19 protein-coding genes and 1 riboswitch are annotated in these 22656 nt (G+C 66.0%); of the genes, 9 read left to right on the top strand and 10 right to left on the bottom strand.

The window, feature by feature from the left end; translation table 11 throughout:
* Nucleotides 1-67: 67 nt before the first annotated feature.
* From dxs to KSS95_RS00235, 3 genes are all read right to left on the bottom strand, one after another.
* On the bottom strand, nt 68-1963 hold the full coding sequence (gene dxs, locus KSS95_RS00245; RefSeq protein WP_217850587.1) for a 1-deoxy-D-xylulose-5-phosphate synthase: 1896 nt from the start codon (nt 1961-1963) through the stop codon (nt 68-70).
* 235 nt (nt 1964-2198) lie between these two features.
* Entirely contained in the window at nt 2199-3086 is an 888-nt protein-coding gene (gene ispA, locus KSS95_RS00240; protein WP_217850585.1) for a (2E,6E)-farnesyl diphosphate synthase, read from the bottom strand.
* Entirely contained in the window at nt 3083-3325 is a 243-nt protein-coding gene (locus KSS95_RS00235) for an exodeoxyribonuclease VII small subunit (protein ID WP_011531978.1), read from the bottom strand. Before KSS95_RS00235 ends, ispA begins: the two co-directional genes overlap by 4 nt.
* Before the next feature lie 214 nt (nt 3326-3539).
* Between KSS95_RS00235 and KSS95_RS00230 the strand changes: the two genes are divergently transcribed.
* The 3 genes from KSS95_RS00230 to KSS95_RS00220 are packed head-to-tail and all read left to right on the top strand — an operon-like array spanning nt 3540 to nt 7255.
* A complete protein-coding gene (locus tag KSS95_RS00230; RefSeq protein ID WP_217850583.1) occupies nt 3540-4955 on the top strand; it encodes an MBOAT family O-acyltransferase in 1416 nt (471 codons plus the stop codon).
* Complete coding sequence (locus tag KSS95_RS00225) at nt 4942-6060, top strand: SGNH/GDSL hydrolase family protein (protein ID WP_217850581.1); 1119 nt, start codon at nt 4942-4944, stop codon at nt 6058-6060. Before KSS95_RS00230 ends, KSS95_RS00225 begins: the two co-directional genes overlap by 14 nt.
* A gap of 1 nt (nt 6061) precedes the next feature.
* Nucleotides 6062-7255 (top strand): SGNH/GDSL hydrolase family protein, encoded by a 1194-nt coding sequence (locus KSS95_RS00220; RefSeq protein WP_217850579.1) that lies wholly within the window; start codon nt 6062-6064, stop codon nt 7253-7255.
* Nucleotides 7256-7356: 101 nt separating this feature from the next.
* On the opposite strand, the gene ribB is transcribed toward KSS95_RS00220, so the two are convergent.
* From ribB to KSS95_RS00205, 3 genes are all read right to left on the bottom strand, one after another.
* Nucleotides 7357-8007 (bottom strand): 3,4-dihydroxy-2-butanone-4-phosphate synthase, encoded by a 651-nt coding sequence (gene ribB, locus KSS95_RS00215; protein WP_217850577.1) that lies wholly within the window; start codon nt 8005-8007, stop codon nt 7357-7359.
* Nucleotides 8008-8087: 80 nt separating this feature from the next.
* A riboswitch (FMN riboswitch) is annotated at nt 8088-8229 on the bottom strand.
* Between the two features lie 131 nt (nt 8230-8360).
* Nucleotides 8361-9281: a FecR family protein gene (locus tag KSS95_RS00210; protein WP_217850575.1), complete on the bottom strand. Its 921-nt coding sequence runs from the start codon at nt 9279-9281 to the stop codon at nt 8361-8363.
* Nucleotides 9274-9801 (bottom strand): sigma-70 family RNA polymerase sigma factor, encoded by a 528-nt coding sequence (locus KSS95_RS00205; RefSeq protein ID WP_217850573.1) that lies wholly within the window; start codon nt 9799-9801, stop codon nt 9274-9276. Before KSS95_RS00205 ends, KSS95_RS00210 begins: the two co-directional genes overlap by 8 nt.
* Before the next feature lie 177 nt (nt 9802-9978).
* Here KSS95_RS00205 and KSS95_RS00200 point away from each other — a divergent pair, with 177 nt between their 5' ends.
* From KSS95_RS00200 to KSS95_RS00180, 5 genes are all read left to right on the top strand, one after another.
* A complete protein-coding gene (locus tag KSS95_RS00200) occupies nt 9979-12906 on the top strand; it encodes a TonB-dependent receptor domain-containing protein (RefSeq protein ID WP_217850565.1) in 2928 nt (975 codons plus the stop codon).
* Nucleotides 12907-13095: 189 nt separating this feature from the next.
* Complete coding sequence (locus KSS95_RS00195; RefSeq protein WP_217853910.1) at nt 13096-14220, top strand: LuxE/PaaK family acyltransferase; 1125 nt, start codon at nt 13096-13098, stop codon at nt 14218-14220.
* A gap of 1 nt (nt 14221) precedes the next feature.
* Nucleotides 14222-16654 (top strand): aldehyde dehydrogenase family protein, encoded by a 2433-nt coding sequence (locus KSS95_RS00190; protein ID WP_217850563.1) that lies wholly within the window; start codon nt 14222-14224, stop codon nt 16652-16654.
* 3 nt (nt 16655-16657) lie between these two features.
* Entirely contained in the window at nt 16658-17950 is a 1293-nt protein-coding gene (locus tag KSS95_RS00185) for a phenylacetate--CoA ligase family protein (protein ID WP_217850561.1), read from the top strand.
* A complete protein-coding gene (locus KSS95_RS00180; protein WP_217850559.1) occupies nt 17947-18861 on the top strand; it encodes a GNAT family N-acetyltransferase in 915 nt (304 codons plus the stop codon). The genes KSS95_RS00185 and KSS95_RS00180 overlap by 4 nt, the downstream gene beginning before the upstream one ends.
* 240 nt (nt 18862-19101) lie before the next feature.
* Here KSS95_RS00180 and KSS95_RS00175 read toward each other — a convergent pair whose 3' ends face one another.
* Nucleotides 19102-19800: a LexA family transcriptional regulator gene (locus KSS95_RS00175; RefSeq protein WP_217850557.1), complete on the bottom strand. Its 699-nt coding sequence runs from the start codon at nt 19798-19800 to the stop codon at nt 19102-19104.
* A 297-nt stretch (nt 19801-20097) separates the two neighbouring features.
* Between KSS95_RS00175 and KSS95_RS00170 the strand changes: the two genes are divergently transcribed.
* Nucleotides 20098-20289 (top strand): hypothetical protein, encoded by a 192-nt coding sequence (locus KSS95_RS00170; protein WP_217850555.1) that lies wholly within the window; start codon nt 20098-20100, stop codon nt 20287-20289.
* Nucleotides 20290-20386: 97 nt separating this feature from the next.
* On the opposite strand, the gene ppa is transcribed toward KSS95_RS00170, so the two are convergent.
* The 3 genes from ppa to KSS95_RS00155 form a co-directional block, all read right to left on the bottom strand.
* Complete coding sequence (gene ppa / locus KSS95_RS00165) at nt 20387-20914, bottom strand: inorganic diphosphatase (RefSeq protein ID WP_003255365.1); 528 nt, start codon at nt 20912-20914, stop codon at nt 20387-20389.
* 93 nt (nt 20915-21007) lie between these two features.
* Nucleotides 21008-21823: a M90 family metallopeptidase gene (locus KSS95_RS00160; RefSeq protein WP_217850553.1), complete on the bottom strand. Its 816-nt coding sequence runs from the start codon at nt 21821-21823 to the stop codon at nt 21008-21010.
* Between the two features lie 7 nt (nt 21824-21830).
* The gene (locus tag KSS95_RS00155; protein WP_217850547.1) at nt 21831-22478 is read right to left on the bottom strand and encodes a DedA family protein; all 648 of its coding nucleotides are present in this window, start codon (nt 22476-22478) and stop codon (nt 21831-21833) included.
* Nucleotides 22479-22656: the final 178 nt, after the last annotated feature.

Genomic DNA, 22656 nt, shown 5'->3' with positions numbered 1-22656 from the left:
ACAGATACCGCGCATATCCCTGTAGGAGCCGGCTTTGCCGGCGATGGGCCGCATGGCGGCCGCAGATTTACAGACCGAGCTTGGCCATGCGGGCCTTGACCGAGGCTTCGATCCCGGCCGCATCCAGCCCGCACTCGGCGAGCATCTGCGCAGGCTTGGCGTGCTCGACGTAGATGTCCGGCAGCCCCAGGTGCAGCAACGGCTTGAGCACTGCCTCGCGCGCCAGGAACTCGCCCACGGCCGCGCCGGCGCCGCCCATGACGGCGTTCTCTTCGATGGTCACCAGCAGTTCATGGCCGGCGGCGACTTCGAGGATCAGGGCCTCGTCGAGCGGTTTGACGAAACGCATGTCGACCACCGTGGCGTCGAGCTTCTCGGCCACTTGCAGGGCTTCGGCCAACTGCACGCCGAACACCAGCAGGGCGACCTTGCTGCCTTGGCGGCGGAGCACGCCCTTGCCGATCTCCAGGGGCTCCAGGTCGCCGCTGATCGGCGCGTTGGGGCCAGTGCCGCGCGGGTAGCGCACTGCCGCCGGGCCCTTGTAGTGGTGGCCGGTGCTGAGCATCTTGCGCAGCTCGTTCTCGTCGCTCGGGGTCATCACCAGCATGCCGGGGATGCAGCGCAGGTACGACAGGTCGTAGGCCCCGGCGTGGGTCGGGCCGTCCTCGCCAACCAGGCCGGCGCGGTCGATGGCGAACAGCACGTCGAGGTCCTGCACCGCGACGTCGTGGATCAGTTGGTCATAGGCGCGCTGCAGGAAGGTGGAGTAGATCGCCACCACCGGCTTGGCGCCTTCGCAGGCCATGCCTGCGGCCAGGGTCACCGCGTGCTGCTCGGCAATGGCCACGTCGAAGTAGCGCTCGGGGTAGCGTTCGCTGAAGTCGATCAGGTCCGAGCCTTCCTTCATCGCCGGGGTGATGCCCACCAGGCGGTTGTCGGCGGCGGCCATGTCGCACAGCCATTGGCCGAACACCGAGGCGTACTTCGGCCCGCTGGGCTTTTTTGGCGCGACCGGCTTGTCGGCCGGTTCCAGCTTGGTGATGGCGTGGTAGCCGATCGGGTCGATCTCGGCCGGGGCGAAGCCCTTGCCCTTCTTGGTCACCACGTGCAGGAACTGCGGGCCCTTGAGGTCGCGCATGTTGCGCAGGGTGGCGATCAGGGTCGGCAGGTCGTGGCCGTCGATCGGGCCGATGTAGTTCCAGCCCAGCTCCTCGAACAGGGTGCCGGGAACCAGCATACCCTTGGCGTATTCCTCGGTGCGGCGGGCGATTTCCCAGGCACCGGGCAGGCGCGACAGGACCTTCTTGCTGCCCTCGCGCATGCTGGCGTAGGTGCGGCTGGAGAGGATCTTGGCCAGGTAGTTGGACAGGCCGCCGACGTTGCGCGAAATCGACATGTCGTTGTCGTTGAGGATCACCAGCATGTCGGCGTCCACTTCCTGCGCGTGGTTCAGCGCTTCGAAGGCCATGCCGGCGGTCAGTGCGCCGTCGCCGATCACCGCGATGGATTTGCGCGGGTCGTTTTGCAGGCGGGCGGCGATGGCCATGCCCAGGGCGGCGCTGATCGAGGTGCTGGAATGGCCGACGCCGAAGGTGTCGTACTCGCTCTCGCTGCGGCGCGGGAAGGCAGCGATGCCGTCTTTCTGGCGCAGGCTGAGCATGCGCTCACGGCGCCCGGTGAGGATCTTGTGCGGGTAGGCCTGGTGGCCGACGTCCCACACCAGCCGATCATCCGGGGTATCGAAGACGTAGTGCAGGGCGATCGTCAGCTCGATGACGCCCAGGCCAGCACCAAAATGCCCACCGGTCTGACCAACGGTATAGAGCAGCTCCTGGCGCAGCTCGTCGGCCAGGGTCTCCAGGTCGGCTTCGGCCAGCCGGCGCAGGCCGGCGGGCGTGTCGGCGCGGTCCAGCAACGGCGTGACCGGGCGTTCGCGGGGGATCTCTTGAAACGTCGTGGGCATCAGGCGTGTCGTTATAGGTGTGAAGACGCGGCAGTTTACCCCATTGTGGGAAAAGCTGCCCATTTGGACGGGTGTGCAGAAAGCTCAATGCGACACGGATCCTGTAGGAGCGGCCTTGTGTCGCGAAAGGGCCGCACAGCGGCCCCGGCAATCATTGTGTCAACGCTGAAATCCTGGGGCCGCTACGCAGCCCTATCGCGACACAAGGCCGCGCCTACAGGGGATGTGTCAGGTCTTAGTGGCGGCGCTCGACGATGTAGCGGGCCAGCGCCCGCAGTGGCTCGGCGTTGTCGTCGAAACCTTGCAGCGCGCCCAGGGCCTGGTCGCGCAGCTCCAGGGCGTAGGCCTTGGCCGCTTCCAGCCCAAGCAGCGCCGGGTAGGTCGGCTTGTCGCGGGCGATGTCGGCGCCCTGGCGCTTGCCCAGGGTGGCGGTGTCGCTCTCGACGTCGAGAATGTCGTCCTGCACCTGGAAAGCCAGGCCGATGGCCTGTGCATAAGTCTGCAGGGCCTCGAGCTGGGCCTGGCTGGCGCGGGCGCTGGCCAGGGCGCCGAGGCGCACGCTGGCTTCGATCAGCGCGCCGGTCTTGTGCCGGTGCATGTACTCCAGGGCCTGTTGGTCGAGCTTGACCCCCACCGAGCCCAGGTCGATGGCCTGGCCGCCGACCATGCCGGCGGGGCCGGCGGCCTTGGCCAGGGCCTGGACCATCTGCAGGCGGATGGCATCGGCCTGCGGGCTCAGCTGCGGGTCGAGCAGGGCGCTGAAGGCCAGGCTCTGCAAGCCGTCGCCGGCCAGGATCGCGCAGGCTTCGTCGAAGGCCTTGTGGGTGGTCGGCAGGCCGCGGCGCAGGTCGTCGTCGTCCATGGCCGGCAGGTCGTCATGCACCAGCGAGTAGGCGTGGATCAGCTCTACCGCGCAGGCTGCGCCGTTGGCCTGCGCGGCCGCGACGCCAAAGGCTTCGCAGGCGGCGTAGGCCAGCAGCGGGCGCACGCGCTTGCCGCCGTTCATCACGCTGTAGCGCATGGCGGCGTAGAGCCGTTCGAGTTCCTTGGACGGGGCCTGGAACAGCGGTTCGAGGGCAGCGTCGACGCGGGCCTGGGCACTGGCCTGGTACGCGGCGATCATGCCTCTGGCTCCGCGTCGAAGGGCTGCGCGGCCAGTTCGCCGTCGCGCTCCAGCAGGATCTGCACCTTCTGCTCGGCCTGGGCCAGGGCACCCTGGCAGTCGCGGGTCAGGGCGATGCCTTGCTCGAAGGCGGCCAGCGACTCTTCCAGCGACAACTCGCCGTTCTCCAGGCGCTCGACCAGGGCTTGCAGGTCGGCGAGGGATTGTTCGAAATCGATGGAGGCTTTTTTGCGGGCCATGGCGACTGTCTCGGTGGTGTTCAGAACGGCGCGACACTAGCAGAGCGGGGCAGGGGGAGCAAATTGGCGGGTGGCGTCATTCGTCTTATTTTGTTGCACTTGTTCGGCTGCAGCCGTCTTGCATTCTGCGCAGCGCTCGGATTGTGGGGGGTAGAGCCCTCTGCCATAATCCGCGCGCTCTGGCCCGCGGGCCAGCCCTCCCCAACGTCATGTAATGGACTACGTTGTGAGCTTCCTCTCGATCGAATTCGGCCTGTGCTTCACGCTTTTCTTCGTTGTGTACTGGAGCCTGTGCTGGAGCGTGCGGCTGCAGAATGCCCTGCTGCTGGCGGCCAGCTATGGCCTGGTGGCCAGTTTCAGCCTGCAATCACTGTACATCCTGCTCGGCTACAGCCTGCTGGTGTACCTGCTGGGCCTGCTGGCGGGGCGTTATCCGGGGCGCTGGTTCAGCCGTGTGCTGCTGCTGGCGCTGGTGCTGGGCTGCTTCTACCTGTTCAAGTACCAGGAATTCTTCGTCGGCGGGGTGCAGGGCGCCCTGGCGGCGGCGGGGCTCGAGGTGTCGTTGCCGCTGCTGGAAGTGCTGGTGCCGATCGGCCTGTCGTTCTACACCTTCCATTCGGTCAGCTACCTGGTGTCGATCAACCGCCGCGAACTGGCGCCGGCGGCGCCGCTGGACCTGGCCCTGTACCTGGCGTTCTTCCCCAGCCTGGTGGCCGGCCCGGTCAACCGCGCCCTGCCCATGCTGGCGCAGATCCGCCCACCGGCCATGCGCCAGGTGCTGGAGCCGCAGCGGGCGCTGGGGTTGATCGGCATGGCGGTGGTCAAGCTGTTCTTCCTCAGCGCCTGGCTGGGCAGCGAGTGGGTCGACCCGGTGTTCGACACCCCGGGCAGCGCCACGCCCGAGCAGGTGTTGCTGAGCGTGTACGGCTACAGCTTCCTCATTTATTTCAATTTCAGCGGCTACACCAACCTGGTGACCGGCATCGCCTTGCTGCTGGGCTTTCGCCTGCCGGACAACTTCGATGCGCCCTACGCTGCGCACAACCTCAAGGAATTCTGGGGGCGCTGGCATATCAGCCTGTCGCGCTTCATTCGCGACTACGTCTATATCCCGCTGGGCGGCAACCGCAAGGGCGTGTGGCGCGGCAACCTGAACATGCTGCTGGCCATGCTGGTGTCGGGGCTGTGGCATGGCGCGAGTGTCAACTTCATCATCTGGGGCGCGCTGCATGGCGTCGGCCTGGCCCTCTCCAAGCTGTTCAGCCAATGGCTGCCGGGTTTTGCCCGGGTGCCGGGGGCCGGCTTGCTGGCGCGCCTGATGACCTTTCACTACGTGGCCTTCGCCTGGATCTTCTTCCGCAGCCCGACCCTGGACGGCGCTGTCGAGATGCTTGGCGACATCGCCGAGTTGAGCCTGGCCGGGCTGAACAGCGCCACCGGCCTGATGCTGCTGGCCTGCGTGCTGTTCGTGGCCAGTTATCCACAGTGGCTGGCGTTGCTGCGTGGCAGTGGCGCGGCGTTCCAGCGCTTGCCCTGGCAGTTGTATCCGATCCCGCTCGGGGTTGGCGTGTCGTTGGTGATTTTCGCTTCGCAGTCGGGCGTGCCGGGGTTCATCTATGCAAGCTTCTGATAGCAAACAGCTGTTCCAGGTGCAGGTGGGCGCGGCCCGCGCGTTGTATGCGATCGTGGTGACCACGGCGTTGCTGTTCTGGCTGAACCAGGACTCGATCAAGCTGTACTGCCAGCAGAAATACCACCAGGGCTGCGAGATCCCGTTGCTCGGCCAGGCGCCGGCCTGGCGCTTCGGCGCCCAGTTGACCCTGGCCTTGGAACAGCAGCGCGACAGCCTGTTCGAGCGCCTGCAGCCGGCCGCGCAACTGGCCCAGGCGCCCGTGGTACTGCCTGAGCCGATGCCGGTGCTGGCGGTCAACCTGGAGACTCCGGCGGTGCTGGCCAAACCGCTGGCGGCCACACCCCAACCGGTGCATCAGGCGCCCGCCCCGCAGCCGCAGCCTGCTCCGGCAGCCGTGGCGCAACCCGTGCCGGCCGCCCCGGCACTGCTGCAGCCAGGTACCGTCGCGGCCCTGGCAGCGGGCGACGAAGTGTTCCTGGTGGGCGATTCGCTGATGCAGGGCGTCGCCCCGCACCTGGCCAACAGCCTGCGCAAGCGCTACCAGATCCGCACCGTCAACCTCAGCAAGCAGAGCACCGGGCTCGCTTACCCGGGTTTCTTCAACTGGCCGAAGACCGTGGCCGAGACCCTCGACCACGGGCCGAACATCCGCCTGATGGTGGTGTTCCTCGGTCCCAACGACCCCTGGGACATGCCCCAGGGCAAGGGCAAGCCGTTCCTGCGCTTCAAGTCGCCGGAATGGGAAGCGGCCTACCGCGCCCGCATCGACGCGATCCTCGAACAGGCCCGCACGCACGATGTGCAGGTGCTCTGGGTCGGCCCGCCGAACATGGAGAAGGCGCGGCTTTCCAGCGCCATGGGCTATCTCAGTGGCCTGTACCAGGCGCAGACCGCGCTGTATGGCCAGCACTATGTGTCGGCCAACCCGATCCTTGGCTATACCGACGACGGCTTCTCGTATACCACCCAGACGCCGCAAGGCAAGCGGGTCAAGGTGCGGGTCGATGACGGCATCCATTTCACCATCACCGGCCAGAAACTGATCGCCGAACAGGTATTGTCGCTGATCAGCTTCCCTGGCCTGACCGTTACAGGACATTAAGATGCGCCAATGGCATCACCTGCTGGGCCTGGCCCTGCTGATCAGCGCCGTGCCCGGTTGCAGCACCGGCGCCAACAGCGTGGTCACCCAGCCTGCGGCGCGGCCCGTCGCCGCGCCGGCCATGGGCCAGGACGGCAACATTGCGCTGCTGGCCGGCAAGTTGCGCAATGCCGGCCGTGCCCCCGTCGCCATCGTTCAGCTGGGCGATTCGCACACCGCCGCCGACCTGTTCAGCGGCGAGTTGCGTCGCCTGTTGCAAGCGCGCTATGGCGATGGCGGCATTGGCCTGGTGCCGGCCTCGCCAGTGCCGGGGATTCGCAACGACCGGGTGATCATCAAGAGCGAGCCGCGCCAGTGGCAGCTGGTGTCGGCGCGCAACCAGCAGAGCCAGCAGTTTCCGCTAGGCGGTTACCTGTCGTTGCCGCAGGCCAACCGTGCCAGCGTGCTGCTGCAGGCGCGTGACGAGGATCGCCAGCGCTACAAGATCTCGGCGCTTTACCAGGCCAGCGGCAATGCCACCTTGCTGGCCAATGGCGGCCAACGCCGCATGCTGCCGGCGAGCAATGGCCAATGGCGCTTCAGCCCGGCGTTCAGCAACCTCGGCTTGCCGGTGCAATTGAGCGTGGAAGGGGGACGCGGGGTCGCCCTTGGCGGCTGGTACCTGCAGGGCCAGAAGCATGCCGGCGTGACCTATTCGACGCTGGGCATCAATGGCGCGCGGCTGGAGGTGGTGGACAAGTGGCAGGCCGGTTGGCGCGACAGCCTCAAGGCGGTGCGCCCGGACCTGGTGATCCTTGCCTATGGCACCAACGAGGCGTTCGACGACAAGCTCGACCTGGCGCTGTACCAGGCGCAGCTGGATGCCACCCTCAGCGGGCTGCGCAAGGATTTGCCGCGCACGGCGATCCTGCTGGTCGGGCCACCGGATTCGATCAAGCAGCGCAAGGCGCGCACCTGCGCGGCGCGTCAGCCGCAACCGTTGGCGGCGGTGATCCGGGTGCAGAAGCAGATGGCGCACAAGCACAAGGCGCTGTTCTGGGATTGGCAGGCCTTCATGGGCGGGCCGTGCGCGATTGCCGGCTGGCAGGCCAACGGGCTGGCGCGCCCGGACCTGGTGCACCTGACGGCCGATGGCTATCGCAAGAGCGCGGCGGGGTTGTATGCGTTCTTGAAGGGGCCGCTGGGCTTGCGTTGAGCGTTGTAGGAGCCTTGCCGGCGAACACCGGCGCAGCCGGTGTCATGCACCGCGGTGCTTGGTTCGCCAGCAAGGCGGGCTCCTACGGGCCTGGGTTCGGGTCAGGCGGGCTCGGCTTCGAGCTCGACCATCGCCTCGCGATAGCGCGCCAGTTCCTCGATGGTCAGCATCGGCAGGTTGTACTGGCGGGCATACACCGCCACCTGCTCGCCACGGGCCATGCTGCCGTCGGGGTTCATCAGCTCGCACAGCACCGCCGCCGGGCGTAGGCCGGCCAGGCGTGCCAGGTCGACCGAACCTTCGGTGTGGCCACGGCGGGTCAACACGCCGCCATCACGGGCACGCAGCGGGAACACATGGCCAGGGCTGACGATGTGGCGCTCCTGCGCGGTGGAGCGCAGCGCGGCCTCGATGGTGGTGATGCGGTCCTGGGCCGACACGCCGGTGCTGACGCCTTGCGCCGCTTCGATGGTGACGGTGAAGCCGGTGCCGTGGCGGGCCTGGTTGTTTTGCACCATAGGTGCCAGCTCCAGGGCGTCGACGGTGGCTTCGTCCAGGCACAGGCAGACGATGCCGCTGCAATCGCGGATCATCATGGCCATGGTTTGCAGCGAGAGGTTTTCGGCCGCCGCGACGATATCGGCTTCGTCCTCGCGGTCGTTGTCGTCGAGCAGCAGCACGGGGCGCCCAGCCTGGTAGGCGGCGATGGCAGCGGCGACGTTGGGGAATTGCTTGTGCAGTGGGGTGGACATGAAACGCTCCTCGTGAATGATCGATGAACGTCTCGGGGCGAACAAAATGCGCGCGCAGAGGCACCCGAATGGCCCCTGCCTGACGCCTTCTTTCATCCGGACTATGACCGTCGGCCCTGGAATCTCACCAGGTCTGCTGACCCCCGGCATGGCCGGGGCGCTCGCGGGCTCATCTTTCGATTTACCGCCGGTGGGGACTTTCACCCCGCCCTGAAGACCCGGCAAGCATACAACACAGTGGCTGGATGCTGGCAACCCCCTACGACTTTGGTCGATACCAGGCTGGCGGTGGTAACGCTGTAGGAGCCGGCCTTGCCGGCGAACACCGGCACCGCCACCGGTAAGGCTGGCGCTCAGGGCCTGACGAATACCTGCCGCCCCTCGTGGCGCACCTGCACCCCGTAGGTCTGCGCCAGCATCGCCAACGCGAGCGCCAGGTCATCCAGCGGATAGGTACCGGACACCGCCAGGTCAGCCAGCGCAGGATCGCAGGCCAGGGCCTGGTCGGTGTGGCGCAGTAGTTCCTGTATCCATTGCCACAACGGCATGTCCTGGGCCAGCAGCAGGCCATTGCGCCAGGCCAGTTGGCCAGCGCTGGCCGGCGCCGGTGGGCTGACCTGCGTCTGGCTGAAGCGCACTTGTTGGCCGGCATGGACGATGGTCGGGGCCGAGCCTTGCACCTGCACGGCACCTTCGTAGACCGTCAGCAAGGTTTGCTGCGCTAGCTGGCGCACGCTGAAGCGGGTACCCAGCGCCTGCATGAGCCCTTGTTCGGTGCGGACTCTGAGCGGACGTGGGTCTGGCGCGGTGACGATGTAGACCTCGCCCTGTTCCAGGTGCAGCAGGCGCTGCTCGGCATCGAAGCGCAGCGCCAGGGTGGTGGCGCTGTTGAGCGAGACCTGGCTGCCATCGGCCAGCAGCACATCGCGGCGCTCGCCCACGCCGGTCTGGTAGTCGGCGTGGTAGACGCCGCGCCGCGACAGCCACCAGCCCAGCGGCGCGACTGCGAGCAACAGCGCCAGGCCGCGCAGCACCGCGCGGCGGCTGTTGCCGCCCGGGCGTTCCAGGGTTTGCCTGGCGAGGGTGGGGGGCAGGCTGCCAAGGCGTACCAACAGGCGCTGCGCGCGCTTCCAGGCGCGTTCATGCTGGGGGTCGCTGCTGCGCCAGTGCTCGAGCTCAAGGCGCTGGGCCGGGGTCAGCGGCCCTTCCTGCAGCAACAGCAACCATGCGGCGGCCTGGGCGAGCACCGCCTGGGCAATAGGCTGGTCATTCATCGGGCATCTGGCTCAGGCAGGCGATGTAACCCTCGTGGATGTACTTCTTCACGGTGGGCAGGGCGATGTTCAGGGCCTGGGCGATGTCCTTCTGCTTCATGCCGTCCAGGGTCGCCAGCAGAAATGCCTGGCGCACGCGGGGACGCAGGGTGTCGAGCACGGCGTCGATCTCGTGCAGGGTTTCGAGGATGACGCTCTGCAGTTCCGGCGACGGATGGGCGGCTGGCGGTAGCGCGGCCAGCGCCTCGAGCCAGGCCTGCTCCAGGGAATGGCGCCGGCGCCAGCTGACCAGCACGCACTTGGCGATGCGCGTGAGATACGCCCGCGGCTGGCGGATAGCCTCGGGTTGGACGGCTTCGCGGCTGACCAGCACCCGCAGGAAGATGTCGTGGGCCAGGTCGTCGGCCACCCCGTGCCCCCATGAGCGCAGGCGATAGGCCAACCAGCTGCGCAGCCAGGCGTGGTTCTCGATGTACAGCGTGGTCACGGCGCAGCGCGGGGGTGTTTCAAGGGCGGTCATGGGCAGTCGGGTCGGCAGGGCAGGTCGCAAATGAAAACCATTATCAACGGTTTTGCGCAGATCACAAGATGATGTGAAAATACGAATCGATTGCATATACCTTTTTCGATCTCGAGCGACAGAGGCAATGACAGCCCGCCGCGAGTGCCGGGCGCCAACCTTACGAGCGAGAGAAGCATGTCCGCACCCCATCGGCTTTCCCCTGTTTCGCGCCCCATGCCGCGTTTGTCCCCGCTGCGCCTGGCCGTGCAATGCACGTTGGTCGGCTGCCTGATCGGCGCTGGCCTTAACCTGGCCCAGGCCGCCAGCGCGGTGCCCGGTGCGGCCACCCGGCTGGATGACGCCACGCTGCGCGACTACGACATCGCCCAGGGTGGGCTGGGCACCTCGCTGGGGCTGTTCGCCCAGCAGTCCGGCCTGCTGCTGTCGTACGACTCCGAGCTGACCCGTGGGCGCAACGCGCCCGCGCTCAAGGGGCGCTACACGGTGCTCGAGGCGGCGCGGCGGCTACTGCTGAACACTGGCCTGCAGTTGTTGCCCAGTACGCGCGGTGCCTACATCCTGGCCCCGCAGGGCAAGGCCTCGACCGCGACCGAGTTGTCGGCCACCGTGGTCGACGCCGCCGTGCTGGACGATCCGCAGCGTGACAGCTACCGGGCGCCGCGCTCCACCGTGCACCTGACCCGTGCGGACCTCGATCGTTTCGCCACGGTCTCGGTGGGCGACATACTCAAGGGCGTGGCCGGGGTCCAGGTGGGCGACAGCCGCAACGGCGGCGCGCTGGACGTGAACATTCGCGGCATCCAGGGCCAGAGCCGGGTGGCGGTGCGGGTCGATGGCTCCGAACAGGCGGTGGATGTCTACCGCGGCTATGGCGGGACCCAGCAGCGCAGCTACATCGACCCAGACCTGCTCAGCAGCGTGACCGTGAACAAGGGGCCCAGCACCCGTTCCGGGGCGATCGGCGGCTCGGTGGAGATGAAGACCCTGGGCGTCGACGACATCCTGGTGGATGGCAACAGCGTGGGCGTGCGCCTGACCGGCAACCTGTGGAACAACGGTGTCGAACCGGCCCAGCGCAGCCGCCATTCCAAGGACCAGGACCTGAGCACCGTGCCGCGCGACAGCCGCGCGGGCCTGTTCGGTTCGCAGGCCGAGGCCGGCAGTGCCGCCTTCGCCTACAGCAACGAGCGCTTCGACCTGGTGGCCGCCTATGCGCACCGTAACCAGGGCAATTATTTTTCTGGCAAGAAAGGCCAGGAGCGCTATCGCCTGTACGACCGTTGGGGCGATGAGCAACCCAGCGTGGCCAACACCTACAACGCCGGCGAAGAGGTGCTCAATTCGTCGTCGCAAACCGACTCCTACCTGTTCAAGAGCACCTGGCGCCTGGCCGACGCGCACACCCTCGACCTGGGCTACCGTCGCTTCGACGGCCACATGGGCGAGATCATGCCGTCGGATATCTTCCGCTACGGTACCGCCGGGATCTACCAGTACCCCACGAGCGAGGTGCGGCTCGATGCCTATACCGCCCGTTATCACTACTTGCCCGAGGGCAACCCGCTGGTGGACCTGACCAGCACCCTGTGGCTGACCGACACCGAGACCAGCACCCTGACCGCTGCCTGGATGGCGCCCAAGTCGCAGCTGTTTCGCACCGACCGCGGCTGGACCCGCCAGGACAACCGCCGCATCGGTGGCGACCTGAACAACGTGTCGCGCTTGAGCACCGCCCACGGCGACTTCAAGCTCGACCTAGGCGGCGCCTTCCAGCTGGAAGACCTGCAGCCGCAGAAAGGCGTGCTGACCACCCAGCACGACATCAACGCCAACCGCATGCTGCGGGATGCTTCGCGCCAGGAGTTCAGTGTCAACGGCAAGCTGGAGTACCAGCCCATCGAGCAGGTGACCCTGTGGGGCGGCGGGCGCTATGCCCACTACCGGACCAAGGACAACACAGTGCTCGCCGAGGCCCGGCGCGAGGACCGCAAGCTGCGCTGGATCACTGCCAGCAGCCCGGGCAACTGGGGCAGCATGACCTGGTTCCCGGACCAGAACGGGCAATACACCGACGCCACCGACCCGCGCCTGAACAACGGCATCGTCTTCGCCAACAGCAACGAGCCGTTCAATGGCGTGCCGCTCAACGAGGCTGGCGCGACCAACGTGACGGTGCACCCGGAAAGCACCAGCAATGTGGTCACCGGCTACGACTACACGCCCCAGGGCAAGAGCAGCGGCGGTGGTTTCTCGCCGGCGTTCGGCATCAACGTCGAGTTCCTCCCCGACACGTTCGTGTATGCCTCCTACACCCAGGGCTTGCGCCTGCCATCGCTGTTCGAGACCAGCCAGGGCACCCAGCAGGTGACCCCGGGCAAGCACCTCAAGCCCGAGCGTTCGCGCAGCTGGGAGTTCGGGGTCAGCGCCTTGCGCGACAACCTGCTGCGCACGGGTGACGAGGCGTCGATCAAGCTGGCGTACTTCGACAACCAGATCAAGCACTACATCACCCGCTACTACGACCCCAGCCCCGGCCGGTGGGGGCAGATGACCTTCAGCAACACCGACAGCTTCAGCACCCGAGGGCTGGAGTTGCAGTCGCACTATGACGCCGGGCGGGTGTTCGCCGACCTGTCGGCCACCTACTACCTGAAAACCGAAACCTGCGACGCGGCATTCGCCAGCACGCTGCGCAGCACCGCCAATAGCTACCAGCGTACCCAGGACACCCCCGACTGCACCTCGGGCAGCTACATGGGTTCTTACACCAACACGCAGAACCCACCGCGTTTCTCGGCCAACCTGGTCAGTGGCCTGCGCTTTTTCGACAAGGCGTTGACCGTGGGCGGGCGCATGACCTACACCTCAGGCCCGACCGCGCAGATGGACAAGCCCTGGCAGACCGGCGCAACCACCCCGCAGATCGATTACCGCTCGGTGGCGTTGTTCGACCTGTTCGCCCGCTACAAGCTGCTTGAACACACCGAGGTGAACCTGTCGGTGCAGAACCTGACCGACCGCTATTACCTGGACCCCTTGGCCCAGAGCTTCATGCCTGCACCTGGGCGCACCTGGCGCGTGGGGATGGTGACGCGCTTCTAGGGCCATGACAGGCCCCGGGGCCGCAACGGCGCCGGGGCTTGCGGCTGACGCTGGCTACATCTCGCGGCAAACCCTACGCGGACGGGCGAAACCATCCGTATGGGTGTGGGATTCTTCCTATCAAAGTTTGATGCACATCGGCATAGAGTTTTTCCCCTCTCAGGGTTAAAAACCTACTCGAGGTGCTCAATGGCTCTTACGCATGTCGAAGCACTCTGCGCGCTTGGCGATCCCTATCGCGTCGATGCGCACGCCGATCATCTGTTCGATATGGCGATGCGCGAAATCACTACCTATCACCTGCAACACACGCCAGGTTATGCGCGTTGGCTCGAACAGCAGCGATTCGACCCGACTGCCCTGGATATCCGCAATTGGGGGCAGTTGCCACCGATATTCGCCAACTACCTGAAGCAGAACCTGTTGCTCAGCGAAGCGGGGCGTGATGCGCTGGAACTGACGTCCTCGGGCACTACCGGGCAAAAAAGCCGGATGCGCTATGACGCACGGAGCCTGGGGGCGGCCCAGGGCATGATCGACCGGATCTTCCGGCATTACGGCTGGCAAACCGCGCAGACGCCCTGCAATTACGTGCTCCTGGGCTATGAGCCTGGCGAGCACGCCACGCTCGGTACGGCCTATACCGACAACTTCCTGTGCAAGTACGCACCGGTCAAGCAGGCCTTCTATGCCCTGCGCCATAACGGCAAGGGCAGCGAGTTCGATCCGTTCGGCGTGATCGGCGCGTTGCAGCGTTTTGCCGACGACGGCGCGCCCCTGCGCATCCTGGGGTTTCCGGCGTTCATGTGGTTCGTCCTCGAGCGCATGCGGGCAATGAAATTGCCCGCCTTGTCGTTCGATGCCAGCTCGCTGGTGCTGTTTGGTGGTGGCTGGAAAACCCATGCCGACCAGCAGGTGCCCAAGTCGCACCTGTATGCCCGCATCAACGAGCAACTGGGCATTCCGATATCGCGGTGCCGGGATGGCTATGGCGCCGTGGAACATTGCGTGCCCTACATCGAATGTGCGCACCACCACTTGCATGTTCCCACCTATGCCCGGGCCTTTACCCGCGATCCGCGCACCTTTGCCTTGCAGGAACATGGGTTGCCGGGGCTGCTTCAGTTCGTGTCGCCCTACATCACCTCGAGCCCGGCCCACAGCATCGTGATGAGCGACCTGGCGGTGCTGCACCGCGCTGCCGAGTGTGGATGCGGCCTCGCCACCGAGTGGTTCGAGATCCTTGGGCGCGCCGGCACCGGCAAGAGCCGCAGTTGCGCGCTGGCCGCCTCCGAACTGATAAGGGAGCCCTGATATGTACCTCATACACGGACAGTGCCTGGCAGACCTTACGCTGGACCAGGCCTTGCAACGACTGAGCGAAGGCCTGGCCCGGACGTTGAGCCAGCCTTGTGCCCTGGATAGCCTGCTCGCCTGTGCCGAGCGGTTCGCCGAGCGGTTGCTGGACGAAGGCTTGCTGGCCGAACTCGATACCGCCAGCCGCGAAGAGCTCCGGGCGTTCTGCCAGCCCGATACGCTGCGCGGCAAGTTGGAGCACGAGCTGGGGGAGAACCCGTTCTCCCTGCGCCGTATCGACTATCAGGCCGGCCATTTCGAAAGTTGGCGGCCCCTGGGGGTGGTGGTGCACATCACCCCAGCCAATGCGCCGCTACTGCCCTTTTTCGCGATGCTCGAAAGCTTGCTGGTGGGCAACATCAACTGGTTGCGCCCGAGTGCGCGCGAGCAAGGTTTGAACACCCGGTTGCTGCAGGCTTTCCTCGCCTGTGACGCGTCTGGCCAGCTGGCCCGCCATGTCGCCGTGCTGCCGGTGTCCAAGGCTGAACTGCCCAGGTTGCTGGCGCATGCCGACGGGGTCTGCGCCTGGGGTTCGAACGCGACTTTGAAAGCCATTCGCGAGCAACTGCCCGATGGCTGCCGCTGGATACCCTGGGGGCACAAGATCAGCTTTGCCTGGTTGGTGCCCGATGCCGTGGATCGCTCGGCGCTGGAGGCGCTGGCCGATGAGGTCTGCCGCCTGGATCAACAGGCTTGCTCCAGCCCCCAGGTGGTGTTCGTCGACAGCGAGGACAGCGCCACGCTGCACGCCATCGGTGAGCAGCTGGCAGCGGCGCTGCAACGTCGTCAAGCCTGCTGGCCGGCGCTACGGCCCAACCTGCAGGAGGCGGCGCAGATCACCACCACCCTGGCCCTTGCCGAGCTGGACCAGGCCTTTGCCGACAGGCCTGGGCAGGTCTGGCGGGGCGAGGGCTGGCAGCTGGTCCTGGAGCCGGCGATGGCCATCGCGCCCTCGCCGTTGTTTCGCACCCTGCTGCTGCGCCCGCTGCCCCGTGATGCGGCGATAGAGGTCCTGCGGCCGTGGCGCAGCCACCTGCAAAGCTGCGGCCTGATCAGCACGGCCCGGGAGTTCGCCGCGCTCAGCCAACTGCTGCTGGCGGCCGGGGTCGACCGGGTGACCCACATCGCGCAGATGCAGGCCGGCTACAGCGGTGAGCCTCACGACGGTGTCTATGCCCTGAGCATGCTGGCGCGTCGGGTGTCGGTAAGCCTGGGGGCCGATTGCCTGGCCAGGCAGGCGACCCTCGACCCTGTGCGGCCGCCACCGATGAATGTCGTCGACCACCCGATCATGGATCGCGGGGCGTTTCTGAACAGCTCGATGAGCGAGCGCGCGCAGTTGTTTTTCCGCTCCGGCGGCAGCAGTGGCGCACCGAAGCTGGCGGGTTTCAGCTATCGCGACTATCACCGGCAGATGCAGGCGGCAGCCGACGGATTGTTCGCCGCCGGACTCGACCCTGCGACCGACAGCGTGCTCAACCTGATGTACGGCGGCAACCTCTATGGCGGTTTGCTGAGTTTCTTCACCGTGCTGGACAAGCTGGGGGCCAGGCACTACCCCATGGCCGGGCCCCAGGACGACGATTACAGCGAAATCGCCCGGTTCATCGTCAGCCAGCGGATCGACACGCTGATCGGCATGCCGACCACTGTGCATCAGTTGTTCCTGCGCGAGGCGCACACCCTGCGCGGCTATGGCGGGATCCGCAAGGTCTTGCTGGGGGGGGAGCATCTCGGCCAGGCCCAGCGCTCGTTCATCCAGGGCTTTGGCGTGCAGACCCTACGCTCGGTGCTCTATGGCACGGTGGATGCCGGCCCCTTGGGCCATAGCTGCGCTGCCAGCCCGGATGGGGTGTTCCACCTGATGAGCGAGATCCAATGCCTGGAAATCGTCGACCTGGAACGTGATGAGCCAGTGGCGAGCGGCGAGGTCGGGCGTTTTCTGGTCACGTCCCTGGCCCGGGAAGGCCAGCGCCTGAGGCGCTATGAAATCGGTGACACCGGGCGCTGGCTGCCTGGGCCTTGCACCTGTGGCTCCCCGGCGCCACGTTTCGAGTTGTTGGGGCGCCACGGTGGCCTGGTGCGGATCGGCACAATGTTCATCCAGCCGCAGCGCTTGGCCGAGCTGGCCGATGCCCCGCTGCAACTGCACCTGGAACACGATCCCGACAACGGCCTCGAACGCATCCGGGTATGGGTCGACGCCGACCCAGACACCGTCAAGGCCAGGCTATGCGGCGACACGGAGCTGAGCATGGCCGTGGAACTTGGCCTGCTGGACCTGCAGGTGTCGCAGAGGGCGCAGGCGCATTTCGAGCGCCACCCACAGTCGGGAAAAACGCCGCTGTTACGGGATAAACGCCTTGAGTCCGTTTGCAGGAAGAGGAAGTGAAGCATGAATCACAACTGCCAAGCCCCCCTTGAGCTGACACGGCTGGTCAACCATGTCCGTGCCCATTCGCCTTACTACGCCCAGCTGTGGCGCAACGTGCCCCAGGCCGGCTGGACGCTTGCCGACCTGCCTCTGGTCGAGCTTCACCGCTACTGGGCCTCAGGCACCCAGCTGGAGGATTGGCCGGTACTGACCGCACCGGTCACCGACGCGATCGTCTACAAGACGGGAGGAACAACCGGCGGCGCCAAGCACTCGGTGTTCACCCAGGCAGAATGGCAGCAGTTCGTCACGACATTCGGGCGTAGCCTTGCCGGCTGGCTCGAGCCTGGGGACCGGGTGGCCAACCTGTTCTTTGCCGGCGACCTCTACGCCAGCTTCCTGTTCATCCAGGGTGCGCTGGGGCATGTGCCAGTGCCGCTGTGCGTGTTCCCCTTCACCGGCACGGTCGATCCACAAACCCTGACTGTCCAACTTGAGCAACACCGGATCAACGTGCTGACAGGGGTTCCGGGAAAACTGTTGCAGTACGTGGCGTCGCTCGAGCAACAGGGCGTGCAACTGCCAGGGATCAAGACGGTGCTGTACGGCGGTGAAAGTGTGTTCGTCGAGCAGTTGCAGTTGTTCAAGGCGGTTTTCCCCTGCGCGCGAGTCGTCTCGATTGGCTGTGCCAGTGTCGATGCCGGCCTGATCGGTGCCAGCGCGCCCGATTGTCTGCCCGGCGAGCATCGCGCCTTCGAGCCCGAGACCATCGTCGAGATCGTCGACGAGGCGTCCGGGGTGGTGATAACCGAGCCTCACCGAACCGGCCTGCTGGTGCTGACCAACCTGGCCCGGACCTTGATGCCGATCATTCGCTACCCGGTGGGCGATCTGGCCGAATGGACCGAAGCGGCGGGAACCCCGGGGCGAAAGTTTCGCCTGATGGGGCGCAGCAGCCTCGGCAATCGGCTGCGGGTAGGGTATGCCACCTTGTTCCCGGATGAGCTGGCGGCGACCATTCAGGCGCGGCTGGGCAATTGTCGTTGGCAGTTGATCATCGACCAGGAAAACGGTGTCGACGACATCCTGCTGCGCATTGCCCACCGCCATGATCCGGCGGCGGCCAGCGCGTTGCTGCAGGCGATCCAGGGCAAGGACCCGATGGTCGCGGAACTGATGGCCGAGGGGGCGCTGGAGGTTGCGGTCGATTGGTGCCAGCCGGCGGACCTGCTGACCCACCAACGCACCGGCAAACTGCAACGTGTCGTCGACCGGCGCAACTACCGCGGCCTTGTTGGACGGGCGCAGCCATGATCGTCGTGCGGGGGTTCGAGGCTCCGGACGCCGAGCCGATCAGCGAGTTGTTCACGCGGGTGTACGGGGAGCGTTACTTCTACCCACAGATCTACCTGCCGTCGGTCATCCGCCACCATAACCGCAGCCAGCACTGGCAGTCGGTGGTGGCGTTGCGTGGGGAGCGTATCGTCGGGCATGCGCTGTTGTGGCGATCATCCGAGGACGCCAGTTGCGCGGAACTGGCCATGATCGTGGTCGACCCACAGCTCAGGGGGCGAGGCATTGCCGGGCGGATGAGCCGCTACCTGTGCGATCACGCGCGGCGCCAGGGCATGTCGCTGCTGACGATCAAGATGGTGGCCAGCCATCTGTGGTCACAGCGGCTGGGGATGTCGCTGGGGTTCCAGGCGACCGGGCTGCTGCTGGACTACGTTGAGTCAGGGTTGTCCGCGCATTCCCGGGAAAGCGCCATTCTGGGAGTGCTGGCGCTGCAGGCCCAACCCATACCCATGCCCGGCCTGGAGGGCGGTCGGCCCCAGTGGCTTGCGCAATTGCTTGAGCGTTTCGGCAGGGTGCCTGCGGGAATCTGCCAGCATCGCATCGAGCCCACCCGGATCGCCCTCGAGGAAAATCGCCTGGACTTGACCCTGGAACACCCCTGCGAGGCGGATGTCCGCGAAGTCATGCGCCTGTCCACCCGCCGCTTGATTCATCTTCGGGTACGGCTGGATGCCAGCTTGCCCTGCGTGCTGCCTGGGCTGCATCGTGCCGGGTTCGCCGACACCGGCCTTGCGCTGGGGCCGGGCCGGCAATGGTATTGGTTGTTGCAGCGTGGCTTCGCCGACAGCCCGTTGCAGCTGCATTGCCCGATGGCCCGGGCCATACACGCTCAGGCCCGCCAGTGCGTGGTGTTGGCGCAGAGTGGTTGAGGGTAATCGCGGGCATTAAAAAGCCGGCTTGTGGCCGGCTTCTTGGGGACGGTCTTGGTTTATTTTTGATAAACCGCAACCGCCTTAAAGGTTGGCAACATGGCCATGAAAAGATGGCAGACGGCTGAGTGAGGCGTCGCCAGGCCCTCTGGGATGCGGCTTGCATCCGCTTGGGCGGGTGTGCGGCGTAGCATACTCGGGCCGCTTGGCGATGCCCAGCAAAAAATGCTGCGAGATGCTTCAGCCTGGGCGGTTGGGGCGCAGGCACGACCACCAGAATACCCAGCCGAGGATTTCCAGGCCCTGAATCCGCCGCTGGTAGGCGGTGTAGCGTTCGCTGGGGTGATTGAGCCGATCATGGCTGTGCAGGCACAGGGTGCCGTTGTGCCCCAGGCTGAGGTAGTTCACCCGTAGCCTGCCGTTGTGCAGCAGGGCGTAGCACTCGCCGTCGATGACCCGGGTGAAGCTGCGGTCGATGCCCAGCAGGCTGCCGCGCGGGAACAGGGGGGCCATGTTGTTGCCGGGCATGCTCATACAGATCGCGGCGTGTGGCGCAACCTGCAAGGCCTCCAGGGCATGACGGGGGATGACCTGGCAATGCCCGGGCAGCGCTTGCAGCGTGCTCTCCTGGAGGCGATGGAAGGGCAGCCTGGTGTGTTCGCTGCCGTGCGCCAGCAACGGCGGGAGCGAGCCGTTGGCGGGCGTGGGGGGCAAGGTGGCGGCGAGCGGGGCCGGGTGCTTGGAGCCTTCGCCGCTGCGCAGCCAGCGCCTGTTCACGCAGAACAGATCGGCGAGTTCGTCCAGGCGTGACAGGGGGACCCCGCGCTTGAACCAGTTGTTGACGTGCTGGGGCGTGACGTTGCGTTGGGCAGCGAAATCGGAGGGGGTCAGGTTGCACTCCAGCAGGAGGGCTTTGAGGCGGTCACCGGAAGTGTTCATGGGGCGAGTCTATCGACCCGGGATTTGTGTGGGTATCAACCTGGTGTGGAGACGTTTTGTAGGAAGGGGTGGTTTTTGTAGGTTGAGGATGAGGGGGGCGTGGGAAATGTTCGGGCGGCGATTTGAGGTGGGGCGGGCAGGTGCCAGGCTGGAGTCTTGCGCTGGCGCACAAATCGAGCGCCGCCCGCGCGGCGCATCGCGGATGAATCCGCTCCTACATTTGTTGCAACGTGCCGAACCTGTCAGGCCATGGTTGCCAGCCTTGGCGCAGGACGCGAGAGGGATGGGGCGGCAGCAATGCCCACGCAAAAACCGCGTCATGCCAACCAGGCTAACAACCATGGCCTATCAGGTATGGCCACGTTGCAACAAATGTGGGAGCGGATTCATCCGCGATGCGCCGCGCGGGCGGCGCTCGATCTGATAGGCGCTGAGGATGCTGCGGCGAACGCCTTGCGCGATGCGCCGCGCGGGCGGCGCTCGATCTGATAGGCGCTGAGGCTGCCGCGGCGAACGCCTGGCAGCCCTGCCAGGTGATCGGCCCAATAAAAAACCCCGCCGAAGCGGGGTTTTTCAAAGCCAGGTCTCAGCCCTTGTAGGCAGCGACCGACTTGGTGATCGCGGCGCGGGCGGCGTCGGCGCCTTCCCAGCCTTCGATCTTGACCCACTTGCCCTTCTCCAGATCCTTGTAGTTCGCGAAGAAGTGCTCGATCTGCTGGATCAGCAGTGCCGGCAGGTCGGTGTATTCCTTCACGTCAACATACAGCTGCGACAGCTTGTCGTGAGGAACGGCGATGACCTTGGCGTCGCCGCCGCCGTCGTCGGTCATGTTCAGCACGCCAACCGGACGGGCGCGGATCACCGAGCCAGGAGCGACCGGGTACGGGGTCACCACCAGCACGTCCAGCGGGTCACCGTCGTCGGCCAGGGTGTTGGGAATGAAGCCGTAGTTGGCCGGGTAGAACATCGGGGTGGCCATGAAGCGGTCGACGAACAGGGTATCGCTGTCCTTGTCGATCTCGTATTTGATCGGCGCGTGGTTGGCCGGGATCTCGATAGCGACGTAGATGTCGTTCGGCAGGTCTTTGCCAGCCGGAATCTTGCTGTAGCTCATTGGGCAATGCCCCCGTGTTTGATCAAAAAAGTGGCGGCGATTATAGGCACATTCCCACGGCGCATGCCACGCTCGGCCTGATGTGCGGGCGCTTCAGGCGTGGCTTTGGCGGTAATCCGGATGCTCGGCCTGCAGGCGGCTCAGGCGTGCCAGCGGGTCCTGGCGGTAGAACAACGCCAGTTGCCGGTATACCTCGGGGTAGGCCTGCTGTAGCAGGTCGGGGCCGCTGAAGAAGTACTCGCTGGTTACCGCGAAGAACTCCGCCGGGTTTTCTGCGGCGTAGGGGTCGATGGCCGTTTCGGCGTCCGGGTCGGCATCGAGCTGGCGGTTCAGGTCGTCGTAGGCCTGCTGCATGATCCGGGCCCAATCCTCGACGCGCATGCCGCTGTGCAGCGGTGGCAGGCCGTTGGCGTCGCCGTTGAGCATGTCGAGCTTGTGCGCCAGTTCGTGGATCACCAGGTTGTAGGCTTCCCAGCCGCCGCTGGCCAGCACCCCCGGCCAGGCCAGGATCACCGGGCCCTGTTGCCAGGCTTCGCCACTGTGCTCGGCATCCCATACATGCTCCACGCCGCTGGCGTCGCGATGGCGCTGGGGGCTGACGAAGTCATCGGGGTACAGGATCAGCTCGTGAAACCCCTGGTACCAGTTGAGGTCGCCCAGGTGCAGCAACGGCAGCTGGGCCTGGGCGGCCAGGAACAGGCGCTGCTCGTCGTCCAGCTCGACCCCGGGCAGGCTGGTCAGGTGCTTGTCGTGCAGGAACAGCACGCTGGCCTCGCGCAGCCAGCGGTCTTCTTCGGCGCTGATGCCGTCGAGCAGGGGCAGGCGATCGCGGATCCCCTGCCACAGGGCCGCACCGACTGGGTAACGGGCCAGGGTGCGCCGGCGGCGCCAGGCGCTGAACGACCACATGCCGCGGTCAGTGGGCCTTGGCCGCGCGGCTGAAACGGCCACGCAACAGGCCGAGGATCATCGGCACCAGCGACAGCAGGATGATGCCCACCACCATCAGCGACAGGTGCTGCTTGATGAACGGCACGTTGCCGAAGAAGTAGCCCAGGGTCACCAGGCCGCCGACCCACAACAGCGTGCCGGCCACGCTGAAGGCCAGGAAACGCGGGTAGTGCATGTGGGCGATGCCGGCGACGAACGGTGCGAAGGTGCGCAGGATCGGCAGGAAACGCGCCATGGTCACGGTCTTGCCGCCATGGCGGTCGTAGAATTCGTGGGTACGCTGCAGGTAGTCCTGGCGGAAGATCTTCGAGTTGGGGTTGCGGAACAGCCGCTCCCCGGTGGTACGGCCGATCACGTAGTTGGTGCTGTCGCCGAGGATGGCCGCGGCCATCAGCAGGCCTGCCAGCAGCACCGGGTCCATGCCGCCCCCGGCGGCCACGGCACCGGCGATGAACAGCAGCGAGTCACCCGGCAGGAAGGGCATGACCACCAGGCCGGTTTCGCAGAAGATCACGGCAAAGAGGATGGCGTAGATCCATGGACCGTAATTGGCGACCAGCAGGTCGAGGTAGGCATCGAGATGCAGGATGAGGTCCAGCGGGTTGAAATCCATGTACAGCACCTGTGTTCTTGACCCGCGTCTACGGGCGCGCAATGACGGACAGCGCCATGGGCTAAAGGAAGATTTACCAGCAAGGGGTAATTATTCGCACATGACAGGAGCGGGGATTATACGGCGAAGTGACGAAGATGCCCGGAGAGTTTGTAGCGGCGGGTTACGACAGGGTAAT

Origin of the sequence: Pseudomonas muyukensis (assembly GCF_019139535.1) — a bacterium.
GTDB lineage: Bacteria > Pseudomonadota > Gammaproteobacteria > Pseudomonadales > Pseudomonadaceae > Aquipseudomonas > Aquipseudomonas muyukensis.
Note: the sequence above shows the minus strand (reverse complement) of the source record. Positions and strands in the feature narration are given on the sequence as shown.